A 14,986-nucleotide genomic window follows, 5' to 3' on the forward strand; every position below is an offset into this window, starting at 1 on the left:
GTAGCCGGGCAGGCGCGGCCTTGATTTTTCTTTTTTTGGTACTTTTTCTTTTGTATCAAGACAAAAGAAAAAAGTACATAAAGATAACAAAAAAAAGCGGAGGTATAAAACCCCCGCTTTTTCTATCCTATTAATCTTTACGCTTTTCTAACATTTAAAGCGACTTGTTATTTCGTTTCCGTGTCATCATTCTTCCTTTTTGGTTCCTTCTTGGCAAGGAGAACAATATTATACACATAATCCGTCATCCACTGTTCCGAATATCCCAAACGCTCTTTGTATTGGCGGACAGCCGCAGCTGTTTTGTGCACATCATCAGCTTTCCACACGGTCTTGGTACAAACATCATGTACCGTTTTCTGTGTCATACCATACAAAGCCTTCTTGAAGATCGACGGCATACGGAACTTCCACTGCATCAGATTTCCCATCAACATCATCAGATCATTGGAAAATCCCTGATACATGAACAAATAAGATTGAATATCATTTTGAGTGCGGCAGTTCCGTTTCACGGAAGAGTCGATTTCCTTAAAGAAGTTCTCGTTCAACCCATAATCCTGCATCAGCATTTTGCGTGCAGCAGACTTTTCGGCCAATCCCAGTTTACCGTTTTGAGTAGGAACTTTAAACAAACGTTTGAAGTTAGCTACGTCCGGCAAGAAGCGGATATTAGTGATACCGAGGTTTGTGGCGATAACTGACTGGAAATATACCCGGGTCAGTGATATGAAATCTTCTACATTGCCGACTTTCGTTTCATCGGATTTTTTCTTGAATAAACCAAATAAGCCCATTGTTATCTCTACAATTTTATTATTTACAATTTACTATTTGAGCGTGTGGGAGGTATATAACATAACTACCATTTGTCAATTTGCGTGCAAAGGTACAAAAACAGTTGGTTTTCACCAACATTCCAAGTCCTTTTCGATGTCCGGCATTGTCTCTTTCTTAAAAACAGGGCTTTGGATGCCAACTTTCTTTTGCGCCCGGTAATCATTTAACAGACGGATAGCATATTTTCCGAGGAAAAGGATAGCGATCAGATTGCAGATAGCCATTAACGCCATCGTGACATCTGCCAGGCTCCATACCATATCCAATGTGGCAAGTGAACCGAAGAGCACCATACCACCCACCAATATCCTGTAACCATGAAGTACCCACTTCCGGTGAGTGATAAAGCGGATATTAGCCTCACCGTAATAATAATTTCCCAGAATACTGCTGAAAGCAAAAAAGAAAAGAGCAATGGCAACGAAGATACTGCCGGAAGAACCGATTTCGTTTGTCAACGCCTGTTGAGTCAGCTGCACTCCATTAGCCGAACCATCCAAAGGAGCACCACTAAAGAGGATGATAAAAGCCGTACAAGTACATATCAATAATGTATCTGTAAATACCGCCAAAGTCTGTATCAACCCTTGTTTTACGGGATGGCTGACATGAGCCGTAGCAGCCGCATTCGGAGCCGAACCCATACCGGCCTCATTACTGAAAAGTCCTCTCTTGATACCTTGCATTAATGCCATACCGACTCCTCCTGCCAATGCCTGTTCCCAACCGAAAGCATGGCTGACAATCAGTGCGATAACACCCGGTAAATGAGTGATATTGAGTACGACAATAACCAGTGCCAGCCCTACATATCCCAATGCCATAACAGGCACGATAATACTACTGACGCGGGCAATGCGTTGAATACCTCCAAAGATGATAAGCAATGTCAGCAAAGTCAGCACACCTCCCAATATAATATGATTGAACCCAAAGGCATGCTCTGCGGCGGCACAGATCGTATTACTCTGTACAGAATTGAAAGCAAACCCGAAAGTAATGCTTATTAATACAGCAAAAAGCATTCCCATCCACGGTTGTTTCAACCCTTTTTTCATATAATAAGCAGGTCCTCCAATGAATGAATCCTTTCCGCGTATTTTGTATAATTGTCCCAAAGTAGACTCAATGAAAGCACTCGAAGCCCCTAACAGTGCGATGACCCACATCCAGAAAATAGCTCCGGGACCTCCGATGGCAATGGCAGTAGCCACTCCTGCAAGATTCCCCGTACCCACGCGACTGGCGATGGAAATAGCGAATGCCTGAAAAGAAGATACATGTTTCTCTCCCTGTTTTCCTTTGCCGGCGGATTCGCTTAACAGCACGATCATTTCCCGGATCATACGAAATTGCACAAAACGTGTCCGTATGCTGAACCAGACTGCACATCCTAATAACATAATAATTAGAATATACGTCCAAAGTATGTCGTTAATCTCGTTGATAAAAGTCATAGTTAAGTATTAAGTATAAAGTATTAAGTATTGGGGTTGTTTGTGGTTATTCGTCTTTTATTCGGAAGTAGAATTTATGATTTTCGAATACAGGTTCCACAATGTCATAACGAACAAATTTGGCGAGCAGATGTTCAGCGGCACGTCGTGAAAGTCCGGTTTGGCGACAGTAACGGTTGAGTGAGAGTAAAGTTCCGTGTTCCAGTTGGTCGAGCAGGAGCTGTTCACGTTCGGTGTAGCGGATGAGTTCTCCACGGGGACTATCGCTCTGTTGCCATACGCGGAGATGTATGGGAGTTGCCAGAATATTTTCGTCCTTGATGCGGAGATAGGCTAGGGGCTTTCCGGTTTCGTCCTTGGCATAAACCGGTTTATGTGGAGTCTCTTCGATGGTTGCCACTAACACTTGCCGTCCTTCCACAATGTATGTTTGCAGAGAATATTCCACTTCCGGCACGCAATAAAGTTGTGCTGCGGCTTCAATCATATATTTTTCTTCTTCGGAGCGTACTCCTGCAATTTTACCATTGTCTTTAACGCCAATAAGTAATCGTCCTCCGTCCGTGTTGGCAAAAGCCGAAAGTGTTTTGGCAATTTTGCGTGCGTCGGAAATTTCGAATTTAAAATCCTGTTGCTGGTGCTCTCCTTCAGCAATCAGTGCATGTATATAATCGGTATCAGTAAGCGGTTTCATGGCTGCAAAGGTAGGTAAAATTGATAAAAAGTCCTTTTTTTAGATATTTTTCGAAGATTATTTCAAAAAAAATATTGATTTTATGCTTTTATTTCGGGAAACAGTGTATTTTTGCGGCACATTATTAACGAAAAAAATAAAAGGATTATGAAAGAATTGGTAGAAAAGGTAGCAGCTCTTTATGCTGACTTCTCAAAAGATGCTAACGCACAGATCGAAAACGGTAACAAAGCAGCAGGAACTCGTGCTCGTAAGGCTTCTTTGGAAATCGAAAAAGCAATGAAAGAATTCCGTAAAGCATCTTTGGAAGCTTCTAAGAAATAATAGTTAGAAGACTACTAAGATATCAGAAAAAGAGAGGGCATATCGTGAAGCGATATGCCCTCTTTTTGGTTTAATGTGGAATGAGTTTTAATTGTTTTAGTACAGATAGTGACAATTGTTTAAGTAGAAAGGGGTATCTTTGTATGTAGCAATTCATTGCATGACTCGTGAAGAAACGACTGATAAGGTTTTAATATAGTATTGATTCATATTGAATATCTATCTCAAATTAAATCGTATATTTGCGAAAAGAATCAAGATCGGGAATGATGAACGAAAACGTCTTAGCTAAACTGAAGATACTTGCAGAATCTGCCAAGTACGATGTTTCCTGTTCTTCCAGTGGTACGGTGCGTTCCAATAAGCCGGGAACGCTGGGAAACACTGTGGGAGGATGGGGGATATGCCACAGTTTTGCCGAGGACGGGCGGTGTATCTCGCTATTGAAAATCATGCTTACCAATTATTGCATTTACGATTGTGCCTATTGCGTCAACCGTCGTAGCAACGATCTTCCCCGCGCTACCTTTTCCGTTTCGGAATTGGTGGAGCTGACGATGGAATTCTACCGTCGTAACTATATCGAAGGGCTGTTTCTTAGCTCCGGAGTGGTCCGTAATCCGGACTATACAATGGAGAGACTTGTGCGTGTAGCCAAAGATTTGCGGCAAGTGTACCGTTTTAACGGTTATATCCATCTCAAGAGTATTCCCGGAGCCAGTCGCGAATTGGTGAATGAAGCCGGGTTGTATGCCGATCGCCTTAGTGTCAACGTCGAAATTCCCAAAGAAGAAAACCTGAAACTTCTGGCGCCGGAGAAGGATCACAAAAGCGTATTTGCTCCGATGAAATACATTCAACAAGGCGTGTTGGAGAGCAAAGAAGAACGGCAGAAGTTTCGCCACGCACCCCGTTTCGCACCTGCAGGACAAAGTACCCAAGTGATTGTGGGAGCTACCTCCGAATCAGATAAAGATATTCTTTTTCTTTCGTCGGCACTTTACGGGCGCCCTACCATGAAACGTGTCTATTATTCGGGCTACGTCTCTGTGAATACGTATGATAAGCGCCTTCCGGCATTGAAACAGCCGCCTTTAGTACGTGAAAACCGCCTCTATCAGGCTGACTGGTTATTGCGTTTTTATCAATTCAAGGTAGATGAGATTGTGGATGATTCCTATCCGGATCTCGATCTCGAGATAGACCCGAAACTCTCGTGGGCTTTGCGCCATCCCGAACAGTTCCCTGTCGACATCAATAAGGCGGACTACGAAATGTTGCTCCGTGTGCCGGGAGTAGGGGTGAAGTCTGCGAAACTGATTGTTGCTTCCCGTCGTTTTTCGCGGCTGGGATTTTATGAACTGAAGAAGATAGGAGTAGTAATGAAGAAAGCGCAATATTTCATCACTTGCAAAGAACTGCCTCTCCAGATGCAGACGGTGAACGAACTTTCTCCGCAACGGGTACGCAGTCTGTTGTTGCCGAAACCGAAAAAGAAAGTGGATGAGCGGCAGTTGTTGCTTGATTTTGGCGAATAAGAATAATTTACTATTAGACGATTTACTATTTACTATTTAAGTTAGCATTGTAAAATATCATGTATGCATCGGACGTTAATGATTTCAAAAGTGATACCAAGCGTAGATCGTCTAATAGTAACTTAAATAGTAAATTGTGAATTGTCTAATAGTAAATATGTTTAGTGTTTATATTTATGATAAAACCTTTGATGGGCTGCTGACGGCCGTGTTCGACGCCTATTTCCGCAAGACCTTTCCCGATGCTTTGCTGTCGGAAGGAGATGCTTTGCCTTTATTTTGTGATGAGCTGCATACGGTAGTGACCGATGAAGAAAAGGCCGGGCGTGTGTGGCGGGGATTGCAGAAGAAAGTTTCCTCTTCCGCTTTGGGTTGCCTCACGCAAAGTTGGCTGTCGGAACTTCCGGAAATAGGAATACTTATTTTTCGATATATCCGTAAAGCAATTGATGCACCCCGCTCTATTGAAACCAACTTTGGTGATCCGGATGTTTTGCAATTAGCGCAAATATGGAAAAAAGTGGATGGCGAACGTGTGCACTTGATGCAGTTTGTCCGTTTTCAGAAAGCTGCCGACGGTACATTCTTTGCCGCTTTCGAACCGCAGTATAATGCGCTCCCGCTGACCGTTCACCATTTCAAAGATCGTTTTGCCGATCAGAAGTGGATTATTTACGACATGAAACGCCGTTACGGATTTTATTATGATTTGCAGGAGGTGACGACTATCTCGTTTGATGATGACAGCCGTGAATCCCATTTGATTACGGGGATGCTGGACGAAAGCCTGATGGACAAGGATGAGAAGCTTTTCCAACAACTTTGGAAGACATATTTCAAGGCCATTTGTATCAAAGAACGCATGAATCCGAGAAAGCACAGGCAGGATATGCCTGTACGTTATTGGAAGTATCTGACGGAAAAGCAGAAGTAGATTTCCATTTTGGGAGAGGAGCGAAAGTCTGACTATTCAATTCGCTGCACCGTTACATCCGGAAATTCCTGTATCAGCGAAAGCAGATGCCCTTCATCATTATTTCGTTTCGACTTGATAACCATGGTAACCTGATAATATTCTGTTTCACCCGTGTGTTGCGTTTCCATCTCGTAAGAGACTATCAGGTAGTCTTTAGAGTTGAATCTGTCCGCTATCTGTTTCAGTATGTCTTTGTTGGGAGTTGAGAAAGAAACCATTGAGCTTTTCATTCCGATGCTTTTAAATAGATAGCTAAGTAGTTCCAGTCCGACGAGGGTCAATATCGTGGCGGCAATGCTGATGGTGTACATTCCTGCACCTACCGCCAGGCCGATACCTGCTGTTGCCCAGATCCCTGCGGCGGTAGTCAGTCCGCGTACAATCTGTTTTTGAAAGATGATGGTTCCTGCACCGATAAACCCGATACCGCTGACAACCTGTGCCGCCACCCGACTGGGATCAAGTGTGACACTACTTTCTTTTATAATTTCCTGAAATCCGTATTGGGAAACGATCATAATCAAAGCACTACCTAGCGACACGAGAAAATGAGTGCGGTATCCGGCTTCTTTGGCACGGTATTCACGATCCAGTCCGATGATGGCTCCCAGTATTCCGGCAACCAATAAACGGATTACAAAATCCATATTCAACATCATGTGTTCAATCTCCTTTCTGTTTTTTATTGTTTGTGGAAAAATGCTTAGGACTATAAATATACAATTATTTCCCCTTTTTGTATCAATCATTTAGCAATATTTGAACGTATCCAATTCATTTTATCGTATATTCGCAGATTCAAATAAATGTTTAATCCCGCGACCGAGCAAATAATGAAGAAAAGATTTTTTTATATAATCAGCTTTCTGGTGATCTTCTGTATTGAGGTGTTGATAGCTTTGTATGTGCGCGACCGTTTCATACGTCCCTATGTCGGAGATATGCTGGTTGTAGTGCTGGTATATAGCTTTGTACGTATCTTTCTACCGACGGGGATTCCGCGGATGCCGTTTTATGTCTTTCTTTTTGCCTGTTTCGTAGAAGTGTTGCAATACTTCCAACTGGTGGAAACATTGGGCGTTACGAACCGTGTAGCCCGAATTGTGCTGGGTTCTACGTTCGATTGGGGAGATATTGCCTGCTATGCTGTGGGATGCGTTTTCATTGTCTTATTCGAACATTTCGTCCGGCGTAGATCATAGAGGACTTATTTCTCTTCCGCTTTGGTTTCGGATGGGTCCAGGCTGTGGCCGCAATATTTGCAAAACTCTGCATTATCTTCGTGTCCGGAGCGATGGCAGTTGGGACATTCTTTGTCTCTCCTGCGTTTATACTCTTTCATCATGGAGGCAGATACGATACCTGTGGGTACGGCGATAATCGTGTAACCGATCAGCATGACACAGGCGGAAAGGAATTTTCCGAGGCCGGTGGCGGGAGTAATATCTCCATAACCTACGGTAGTCATGGTGACGATAGCCCAATAGATGCTGTTCGGGATATTGTTGAACTGGGAGTTGGGTTGCGTTCCTTCAATCATATACATTAGCGTTCCGATGGAAGTCACCAGAATGACGACAAACAAGAAGAACACTGCAATCTTCTTACTACTTTCACGCAAGGCAGTGAGCAGCCGTTCCCCCTCATTCAGAAAGTTGAAAAGCTTGAAGACGCGGAACACACGTATCAGGCGGAAGGCGCGGATGATGAGTAGATAGCGGGCGCCCGGAAAAAGCAGACCGATGTAAAGAGGCAACGTGGCCAATAGGTCTACGATACCGAAAAAGCTGAATATGTATTTCCGGGGACGGGGTGAACAGTAAATCCTCGTCAGATATTCGAAAGTAAAAAAGCCGGTGAAAAGGAACTCCATAATGACGAACGGAGTCGTCAGATAGGTGGGAAGTCCTTTCAGGCTTTCGATGATGACGAGCAATACGCTGACCAGAATACAGCCGATAAGAATCACGTCGAACAATTTCCCGGCAGGGGTGTCCGATTCGAAGATGATGACGTACAACTTTCGTTTCAGTTTCTCGTCATGCAAAAAAAGATGGATTCTTTCTTTCAGTTTCATATCAATAGTGTTTGGCCGGAATTAAAGAAAAAGCCTTTTTAGTCGATGACCCACTGTTTATTATAGGCAACGGTTTTTTGCGGGTTGTAATACATTCCCTCTTGTGTAGGAATATAGAGAATGTATGTCTTTCCGGTCTTGTTTTTCAATGAAGTGTCGCGCAGCCAGGGATTGGCATCACGGAGTTGGGCATAGGTGATTCCCTGTGACTTTGCGTAGTCGTTCAGATCGTCGATAGAAGTGTTGACGGTTACCTCTTTATAAGGAATAGGCGGATAGAGATGTTCCCGTTTCAAGAGGAATCCGTAACGTTGCGGGTTATTGAATATCTCTTTGGCTGCCAGCAGGCGAAACATATAGCGGGAAGTTTCCTCTACCAGCCATAAGTCCATGGCATGATTTGCCAACTGCTTTTCGAGTTGGGAGGAGATACGTCCCTGTCCGGCGTTATAGGCAGCGGAGACAGCCATCCAGTCGCCATATTTGGCATACGCTTGTTTGAAGTATTTGCAGGCGGCAACGGTTGCTTTTTCAATATGGTAACGCTCGTCTACGTTATCGTTCACTTCCAGCCCGAATTCCCGTCCGGTGGCAGGCATAAATTGCCACAGACCCGCTGCTCCTGCCGGAGAGCGTGCAATGTTGTTCAGGTTGCTTTCGATGACCATCAGGTATTTGAAGTCATCGGGAATGCCGTTTGCTTTCAGTATCGGTTCCACGATGGGGAAGTAACGGTTGGCACGCTTTATCAATAGCATGGTGGTGGAATGCATATAGGTGAAGGCCATCATCTCGCGGTCCATCCGTTCGCGGCGGTCGTAGCGCCGGAGATCAATCGTTTCCCCGTCGAAGGTGACTTGTGTGGGAACGGTAGGCGGAGTAACGCAATACGGCACTTCCGATTTAGCGGAATGTTGTTCGTTCACTTGGCTGCTGCCTGTCAATACAGGGATGGAAGCACCGATGCAAAATACTAATATAAGTGTAAGAATATAGTTGATTTTCATTCGTCTTTTCATTTTATAACCTTTTTGGATGCTTCAATGTTTAAGTCTACCTTGCAAAGATAACCTCATTTTGCCTTTTTCAAAGAACTTTTCTTGCATTTTATACGTTTTTCTAATAGAGTTAAATAAACAATGAATCAAGATGAATATAGCAATGACCGGAGCTACCGGATATATCGGTAAACATCTTTCTAATTATCTCACAGAAAAGGGCGGACACCGGATCATTCCTCTGGGAAGGTCGATGTTTCGCGAAGGTATGTCCGGTTATTTGATTCAGACATTGACCCATTGCGATGTTGTCATCAATCTGGCAGGTGCACCTATCAATAAGCGTTGGACACCGGAATATAAACAGGAGCTTTTCAATAGTCGTATTGTCGTAACCAATCGTATTATCCGCGCTTTGAACGCAGTCAAGACGAAACCGAAACTGATGATTTCGGCTTCCGCCGTAGGCTATTATCCTTCGGAAGCGGAGGTAGACGAATATACCCGTACCCGTGGAGAAGGCTTTCTGTCCGATCTTTGCTATGCGTGGGAAAAGGAAGCGAAACACTGTCCCGAACCTACCAGGCTCGTTATTACACGCTTCGGCGTAGTGCTTTCTCCGGATGGGGGAGCGATGCAGCAGATACTTCGTCCTTTACAGGCCACAAAGATAGCCACCGCCATCGGTCCCGGTACGCAAGCTTTTCCATGGATATCGATACACGACCTTTGTCGTGCAATGGAATTCTTTATCACTCACGAAGAAACACGTGGTGTATACAACTTGGTTGCCCCGCAACAGATCTCGCAAAATGCTTTTACCCATGCGATGGGAAAGGCTTATCAGGCATGGACAACGATTGTGGTTCCTCAAAAAGTTTTCCGAATCTTATATGGTGAAGCTGCCTCTTTCCTGACTGCCGGTCAGAGAGTCCGCCCTACGCGTCTGACGGAAGCGGGATTTCATTTCTCCATTTCCAATGTCGAACGTCTTTTCAGAGGTACGGATCACAGTACGGTTACCTCTCTCGACCTGCATCGGTATATGGGACTCTGGTATGAAATAGCCCGTTACGAGAACCGTTTTGAACATGGACTTGTAGACGTCACGGCTACTTACACGCTTCGTCCCGACGGCATGATTCGTGTAGAGAACCGGGGATGCAAACGTAATTCTCCTTACGACATCTGCAAGACTGCCAACGGACACGCCAAGATACCCGATCCCGCACAGCCGGGTAAACTGAAAGTGTCTTTCTTCCTTAGCTTCTATTCTGACTATTACGTCTTGGAGCTGGATGAAGAGAATTATAACTATGCTTTGGTAGGTAGTAGTACCGATAAATATCTCTGGATACTAAGCCGTACACCTCAACTGCCGGAAGCAATCAAGAAGAAACTCGTCACCGTTGCCGAACGCCGTGGATATGATACGAGTCAGTTGAAGTGGATTGACCAACTCTAATCCCAATCCCTGCTAATAACCCAAGATTATTTTGCAAGAGTACTCAACGAACAATAAGCCAACTTTAAAGTAACAGAAATTATGGATTACGAAATTATTCATCAGCCCGAACAAAAATTGTTCAAGACAGAAGTAGACGGTCGCACCGCCTTTGTAGAATATCGCCTGATAGGTGATTCTCTTGATATTATCCATACAATTGTACCCCGTCCGGTAGAAGGCCGCGGAATAGCTGCTGCACTGGTGAAAGCTGCTTACGGCTACGCATTGGCCAACGGGATGAAACCGAAAGCAACCTGCTCGTATGCGGTGAAATGGTTAGAACGCCATCCGGAACTGGTATAAACCGTTGTCCGGATGACGTTATCAGAATTGTTTGTGCTTTACTAATATTTGGTAGAAAAAAGTTCTAATAGCTGGCTTTTGTTTAATGGTTTTGTGAGGAATGCATTACAACCTGCCTCCATGGCACTCGCTCTGTCAGAATCGAATGCGTAAGCTGTCAAGGCGATAATCGGAATTTTGGTATTGAATTCCCTGATTTTCCGTACCGCTTCGAGTCCTCCCATGATCGGCATCTTCATATCCATGAGGATGATGTCATACTGTTCGTTACGTATCTTCTCAAGAGCTTCCACTCCATTTTTTACTCGTGTAAGATTATACTTGAAGAGAATGTGCTGCACTAAAGAAAAGTTGCTGTCATTGTCTTCGGCAATCAGTACTTTGAAAACCTTCTTATTGATATCGCTCAATGAAGGAAGTGGCGGAACGGAAACCGACGGTCCGGATATTTTTTTGTTTTCCTGGGCCATGTCAGTCCCCTGTGTATCTGTAGTACAAGGAACCCATGCCCAAAAAGTGGAACCGATACCGGGCTTGGAAGTGAACCCGATCTTTCCTCCTGCACCTTCTATGATTGCTCTGGAAATGGCCAGGCCGAGTCCTGTGCCTTGCGCAAATTCGTTAAGCTTCTGAAAACGTCCGAACACCCTGTCCTGCACTTCTATCGGAATACCGACACCCGAGTCCTGCACGTAGAAACGGATTCCTTCGTTTTCTATGCTATATCCCATTTTGATGAATCCCTCTTGAGTGCACTTCACCGCATTGGTGAGGAAATTCATCCATACCTGTTTAAGACGGTTGGCATCCAGAAATATCCAGCAGTCCGCATAAGGATTATCTACGAAGACCTTTACGTCAGGATTGGTGATTTTCTGTTGAATCATCATGTATAGTTCATTGCAGGTCTTGGACAGATTGAATTTCTCTCTCTTACGTTCGAGGATGCCTGATTCAATTTTGGAAAGGTCGAGAATATCATTAATGAGCCGCAACAATAATTCATTGTTGGATTCGATGATATTCATGTATTCTTCTTTTTCTTCCGGATTATCGCAATGCACCATTAAGCCGGAGAAGCCGACAATGGCATTCAGGGGTGTACGTATTTCATGGCTCATGTTGGCAAGGAATGCTGATTTGAGCCGGTCGGAAAGTTCTGCCTTCTCTTTCAGCTCTTTCAGTTCCTGTGCCATCTTTTCCCACTTCGTGTTGTTGAACTTTATGCCGGTGTAGCGGGTGACGTTTCCTTTCTTGTCTCTTTCAACCGGAATACCGGTTACTATCAGAGTTTGCCACTCTACATCCCATTTACTTTTGGAGCGGTACTGGAAACTGAACTCTTTATCTGTCCGTTGGAGCATATGCTCGATGTATTTGCCGATACAGTCCAAGTCCTCCGGGTGAGCCACTTCCATGTAATCGTTCGGGGTGATGGCTCTTTCCGGATGATAATCGTTTACCGGGTCATTGAATGCTTTGAACTGTCTGGTCATGACATCGAAATCCCAGTAAGACATTCCGATAGTCTTGAAAGTAAGTTCCATTTTGTAATTTCGTTCCTTTACTTCCTCGTCCAGTTGGTGAAGTTTGGATATATTTTGCCGGAATCCCGTGAAACGTATGTTATTGCCGTATTCGTCTTTCTCGAACGGTACGCCCAGAATATTGCAATATTGCCATGAATTATCATATTTAGTTTGCATGCGACAGGTGAAATTGATGGTCACTTCTTTTCCCGAAAGCATGGATTGCATAGCGTCGTAGACAACAGACCGGTCGTCGGGGTGTATGACTTCCAGATACTCTGTAATGGTGAGAAGTTTGTCGCTTGCATAATTATTGATAGGATCGTGGTAAGATTCGAACTTACAGGTACGTACATCGAAATCCCAGTGAACGATATTGCTCACCTGCATGGCAAGTTCGCGTTTGGCTATCAGTTCCTGCGTTTTCTTTACCATTTCCAGTTTCTCGGTAATGTCCAATTGCGTTCCGATAATCAATAACTTTCCCATATGTTCGGAGGACAGGCGCATTCTGCTCTCATAGTGGCGATATTGTTTTTCGGCCTCATTGTAGGCGCGTAATGTGATTTGTCCGTTTTCGATCTTCTTATTTATTAGCTGTGAGAACACGACTCTCAACTGGTCACGGTCTTGCGGATGCAATATATTTAATACTTCCTCCAGAGTCATTCCTTTTTTGACAATGGATGTTCCATACAATGAGTTGAATGTTTTTTTGCGGACATCGTATACCCAGGAAGACATATTGGCGGCTTCCATTGCCATTTCCAGATTTTTCTTGTTTTCTTCTGTCCGGAATTCTGTTTCTCTGACCGCTGTCTTGTCATTGGAGAGCAGCATATGTCCGATGATGTCTCCCGCTTTATTCCGTAAAGGAACTAACTGGACTTCGAAGATCATGCTATTTTTGTTGTAAGTAGCAAAATACTCGTCTTCATTGATGCGGTTGAAATCATATTCAAATTCCAGCGTCATGTTTTCCTCACCGCTTTGTATTCTGGCTTTGAGCTGGTCATCCATGTAAGGGCTGGAAAACAGGTTGACGACACCTACGACTGCACTCCGGTCGCTGACTCCGTACATTTTCAATGCGTGATCATTGATGAAACGTAAAATTCCGTCTGTATCATACATTTCTATGCTTATCGGTATATGGGCATATATACCTTCCGCAAACAGAATTTGTTCGTGCATCAATTCAGTTATTCCTTGTTCAAAGATTGTCTGGCTGTTTTCACTGGGAAGAATCTCCTTTTCATTCATTTTTATTGTTATTTATTTTTGTCTGTCGAATCAAATGGGTAATTGGGTTGTAGAGTGTATGTACATCGTTTCTTAACCACTGTAGCATGCTTCTATATACAAATGTAATAAAAATAATAAGAAAAAAGGAATTAATGAACGGAAAAGCTGAAGTTATGAACGATTGCTTTTGTGCCCAATTTTATAGATATATTTCCTGTTTACTAACATATCTCTTGGATTACGGTATAATTGTGGAAAAAAGAAAGGGAATCTGCCGCTTAGTGTTTTTTATGAATGATATTTTTTTGTGGATAATTTTAGAATTTAGGCTTGTATGCAGATAGTACGCACGTTGATACGTACATGAAATATAGAATTTGAAAGAATTTGTTTATAGCGGGGGAGAGAATGGTTGTACATGGTTTTATATAAACTTTCAGAGATAAATGTATCTCTGAAAGTTTATATTTATTACATTTTATTTCCACCTCTTCAACTGTGGAAAGTACTCTTTCATCGCTTTCCGTGCTTCCTCCACCGTGTATTTTACTTTCGAATCTTTATTGAACTCGTTAAGAAAATTTAGATTATGTTCGATCATCTCGTCCATGGTGCACTCTTTCGTGAAATGTCCGTCCGCATAGCAATAGTGGCAATAATCTTCGTTCTTGCTACCATTTGCTTCTTTTCCAAAAGTTGAGTCGTCTATCGGCATACCGCAACTTTGACAAAATTTTTGTTCCATTTTTTAGTTAGATTATAAGTTTATGTTACAGGCAATCGTTTCCACATCCAGCGGGGAATCATTTTCCAGAAAAAGACCAGTATCCGGTAGCGCCAGTCGATCACCACTATCCGTTGTTTCCGCTCCAGTGACCAGGCAATGTGGCGTCCCACTTTGGCTGCGTCCATCAACATCGGATAATGTTTTCCGTCATTCAGCAAATCGGTGGCAACAAATCCGGGACGGATATCGGTAAAACGGATATTTAGTTTTTGTAAATATGAAAGTTGTTCGAGAGCATCTATGTAAGTGTTCTGGAAACGTTTGGTGGCAGAGTAGGCAGGAGCCACCCCAAGCCCTTTCGTTCCCGCGATGGAGCTGATGACTGCCAGGTGGCCGCCTCCGTTTTTCCTGAAATAGATGAAAGCGGTATCTACCATGCGGATAAATCCCTCAACATTGGTGTATGCCGTGTTCAGTTCCACCTCCATATTTAGCTCCGTATTTTGGAAACCGATGCCCGAACTAAGAAGAAACAAATCCATGCCGCCCACCTTGTCGATGAGCATATTCAATTTCTCGCCTGCATCTTCCTGTGTTACGTCCAACGCTTGAATCTGAATCTGATCCGGTGCTGCCCGTTGCAGGTTTTCGAGAGCGGATTGCCGTCTGCCGGCTACTCCGATTTGCCATCCATCCAGTAACAGACATTTTGCAACTTCTTGTCCGATGCCGGAGGTAGCGCCAATGATAATGGCTTTTTTCATTACTGAT

At 43.7% G+C, this 14,986-nt stretch carries 15 protein-coding genes; 6 read left to right on the top strand and 9 right to left on the bottom strand.

Annotation, left to right across the window (positions count from 1 at the left end; genetic code table 11):
* Positions 1 to 167: 167 nt before the first annotated feature.
* The 3 genes from NXV01_RS11585 to NXV01_RS11595 form a co-directional block, all read right to left on the bottom strand.
* Complete coding sequence (locus tag NXV01_RS11585) at positions 168 to 797, bottom strand: hypothetical protein (RefSeq protein WP_148364470.1); 630 nt, start codon at positions 795 to 797, stop codon at positions 168 to 170.
* A gap of 111 nt (positions 798 to 908) precedes the next feature.
* Positions 909 to 2,297 (bottom strand): sodium:alanine symporter family protein, encoded by a 1,389-nt coding sequence (locus NXV01_RS11590; protein ID WP_259022498.1) that lies wholly within the window; start codon positions 2,295 to 2,297, stop codon positions 909 to 911.
* A gap of 46 nt (positions 2,298 to 2,343) precedes the next feature.
* On the bottom strand, positions 2,344 to 2,991 hold the full coding sequence (locus NXV01_RS11595) for a helix-turn-helix domain-containing protein (protein WP_148364472.1): 648 nt from the start codon (positions 2,989 to 2,991) through the stop codon (positions 2,344 to 2,346).
* Between the two features lie 147 nt (positions 2,992 to 3,138).
* Here NXV01_RS11595 and NXV01_RS11600 point away from each other — a divergent pair, with 147 nt between their 5' ends.
* The 3 genes from NXV01_RS11600 to NXV01_RS11610 all read left to right on the top strand — a co-directional run bounded on the left by NXV01_RS11600 (position 3,139) and on the right by NXV01_RS11610 (position 5,787).
* Positions 3,139 to 3,315 carry a histone H1 gene (locus tag NXV01_RS11600; RefSeq protein WP_004301965.1) on the top strand — a complete coding sequence of 59 codons (177 nt, stop codon included), beginning with the start codon at positions 3,139 to 3,141 and terminating at the stop codon, positions 3,313 to 3,315.
* A 269-nt stretch (positions 3,316 to 3,584) separates the two neighbouring features.
* Entirely contained in the window at positions 3,585 to 4,853 is a 1,269-nt protein-coding gene (locus NXV01_RS11605) for a putative DNA modification/repair radical SAM protein (protein WP_004304808.1), read from the top strand.
* A 157-nt stretch (positions 4,854 to 5,010) separates the two neighbouring features.
* Complete coding sequence (locus tag NXV01_RS11610) at positions 5,011 to 5,787, top strand: TIGR03915 family putative DNA repair protein (RefSeq protein ID WP_148364579.1); 777 nt, start codon at positions 5,011 to 5,013, stop codon at positions 5,785 to 5,787.
* Positions 5,788 to 5,819: 32 nt separating this feature from the next.
* Here NXV01_RS11610 and NXV01_RS11615 read toward each other — a convergent pair whose 3' ends face one another.
* Entirely contained in the window at positions 5,820 to 6,488 is a 669-nt protein-coding gene (locus NXV01_RS11615) for an MgtC/SapB family protein (protein ID WP_259022499.1), read from the bottom strand.
* Between the two features lie 174 nt (positions 6,489 to 6,662).
* Between NXV01_RS11615 and NXV01_RS11620 the strand changes: the two genes are divergently transcribed.
* Complete coding sequence (locus NXV01_RS11620) at positions 6,663 to 7,031, top strand: DUF2809 domain-containing protein (protein WP_074637904.1); 369 nt, start codon at positions 6,663 to 6,665, stop codon at positions 7,029 to 7,031.
* A gap of 5 nt (positions 7,032 to 7,036) precedes the next feature.
* On the opposite strand, the gene NXV01_RS11625 is transcribed toward NXV01_RS11620, so the two are convergent.
* Complete coding sequence (locus NXV01_RS11625) at positions 7,037 to 7,906, bottom strand: ion transporter (RefSeq protein WP_074557882.1); 870 nt, start codon at positions 7,904 to 7,906, stop codon at positions 7,037 to 7,039.
* 38 nt (positions 7,907 to 7,944) lie between these two features.
* Positions 7,945 to 8,925, bottom strand: a complete 981-nt coding sequence (locus NXV01_RS11630; RefSeq protein WP_195649200.1) for a lytic transglycosylase domain-containing protein — start codon at positions 8,923 to 8,925, stop codon at positions 7,945 to 7,947.
* A gap of 130 nt (positions 8,926 to 9,055) precedes the next feature.
* Between NXV01_RS11630 and NXV01_RS11635 the strand changes: the two genes are divergently transcribed.
* Together NXV01_RS11635 and NXV01_RS11640 are read left to right on the top strand one after the other, a co-directional pair.
* Positions 9,056 to 10,369 carry a TIGR01777 family oxidoreductase gene (locus NXV01_RS11635; RefSeq protein WP_259022500.1) on the top strand — a complete coding sequence of 438 codons (1,314 nt, stop codon included), beginning with the start codon at positions 9,056 to 9,058 and terminating at the stop codon, positions 10,367 to 10,369.
* Positions 10,370 to 10,450: 81 nt separating this feature from the next.
* Entirely contained in the window at positions 10,451 to 10,714 is a 264-nt protein-coding gene (locus NXV01_RS11640; RefSeq protein ID WP_148364476.1) for a GNAT family N-acetyltransferase, read from the top strand.
* A 41-nt stretch (positions 10,715 to 10,755) separates the two neighbouring features.
* On the opposite strand, the gene NXV01_RS11645 is transcribed toward NXV01_RS11640, so the two are convergent.
* From NXV01_RS11645 to NXV01_RS11655, 3 genes are all read right to left on the bottom strand, one after another.
* A complete protein-coding gene (locus tag NXV01_RS11645) occupies positions 10,756 to 13,506 on the bottom strand; it encodes a response regulator (protein WP_259022501.1) in 2,751 nt (916 codons plus the stop codon).
* Positions 13,507 to 13,966: 460 nt separating this feature from the next.
* Entirely contained in the window at positions 13,967 to 14,233 is a 267-nt protein-coding gene (locus NXV01_RS11650) for a zinc ribbon domain-containing protein (RefSeq protein WP_217723144.1), read from the bottom strand.
* A gap of 20 nt (positions 14,234 to 14,253) precedes the next feature.
* Positions 14,254 to 14,979: an SDR family NAD(P)-dependent oxidoreductase gene (locus NXV01_RS11655; protein WP_074557892.1), complete on the bottom strand. Its 726-nt coding sequence runs from the start codon at positions 14,977 to 14,979 to the stop codon at positions 14,254 to 14,256.
* Between the last annotated feature and the right edge of the window lie 7 nt (positions 14,980 to 14,986).

Source organism: Bacteroides sp. BFG-606, assembly GCF_024788145.1.
Lineage (GTDB): Bacteria > Bacteroidota > Bacteroidia > Bacteroidales > Bacteroidaceae > Bacteroides > Bacteroides vicugnae.

What these genes read in the sequence shown, in the direction of transcription:
- NXV01_RS11585 (WP_148364470.1), bottom strand. Translation starts at nt 797, where the DNA reads ATGGGCTTATTTGGTTTATTCAAGAAAAAATCCGATGAAACGAAAGTC.
- NXV01_RS11590 (WP_259022498.1), bottom strand. Translation starts at nt 2,297, where the DNA reads ATGACTTTTATCAACGAGATTAACGACATACTTTGGACGTATATTCTA.
- NXV01_RS11595 (WP_148364472.1), bottom strand. Translation starts at nt 2,991, where the DNA reads ATGAAACCGCTTACTGATACCGATTATATACATGCACTGATTGCTGAA.
- NXV01_RS11600 (WP_004301965.1), top strand. Translation starts at nt 3,139, where the DNA reads ATGAAAGAATTGGTAGAAAAGGTAGCAGCTCTTTATGCTGACTTCTCA.
- NXV01_RS11605 (WP_004304808.1), top strand. Translation starts at nt 3,585, where the DNA reads ATGAACGAAAACGTCTTAGCTAAACTGAAGATACTTGCAGAATCTGCC.
- NXV01_RS11610 (WP_148364579.1), top strand. Translation starts at nt 5,011, where the DNA reads ATGTTTAGTGTTTATATTTATGATAAAACCTTTGATGGGCTGCTGACG.
- NXV01_RS11615 (WP_259022499.1), bottom strand. Translation starts at nt 6,488, where the DNA reads ATGATGTTGAATATGGATTTTGTAATCCGTTTATTGGTTGCCGGAATA.
- NXV01_RS11620 (WP_074637904.1), top strand. Translation starts at nt 6,663, where the DNA reads ATGAAGAAAAGATTTTTTTATATAATCAGCTTTCTGGTGATCTTCTGT.
- NXV01_RS11625 (WP_074557882.1), bottom strand. Translation starts at nt 7,906, where the DNA reads ATGAAACTGAAAGAAAGAATCCATCTTTTTTTGCATGACGAGAAACTG.
- NXV01_RS11630 (WP_195649200.1), bottom strand. Translation starts at nt 8,925, where the DNA reads ATGAAAAGACGAATGAAAATCAACTATATTCTTACACTTATATTAGTA.
- NXV01_RS11635 (WP_259022500.1), top strand. Translation starts at nt 9,056, where the DNA reads ATGAATATAGCAATGACCGGAGCTACCGGATATATCGGTAAACATCTT.
- NXV01_RS11640 (WP_148364476.1), top strand. Translation starts at nt 10,451, where the DNA reads ATGGATTACGAAATTATTCATCAGCCCGAACAAAAATTGTTCAAGACA.
- NXV01_RS11645 (WP_259022501.1), bottom strand. Translation starts at nt 13,506, where the DNA reads ATGAATGAAAAGGAGATTCTTCCCAGTGAAAACAGCCAGACAATCTTT.
- NXV01_RS11650 (WP_217723144.1), bottom strand. Translation starts at nt 14,233, where the DNA reads ATGGAACAAAAATTTTGTCAAAGTTGCGGTATGCCGATAGACGACTCA.
- NXV01_RS11655 (WP_074557892.1), bottom strand. Translation starts at nt 14,979, where the DNA reads ATGAAAAAAGCCATTATCATTGGCGCTACCTCCGGCATCGGACAAGAA.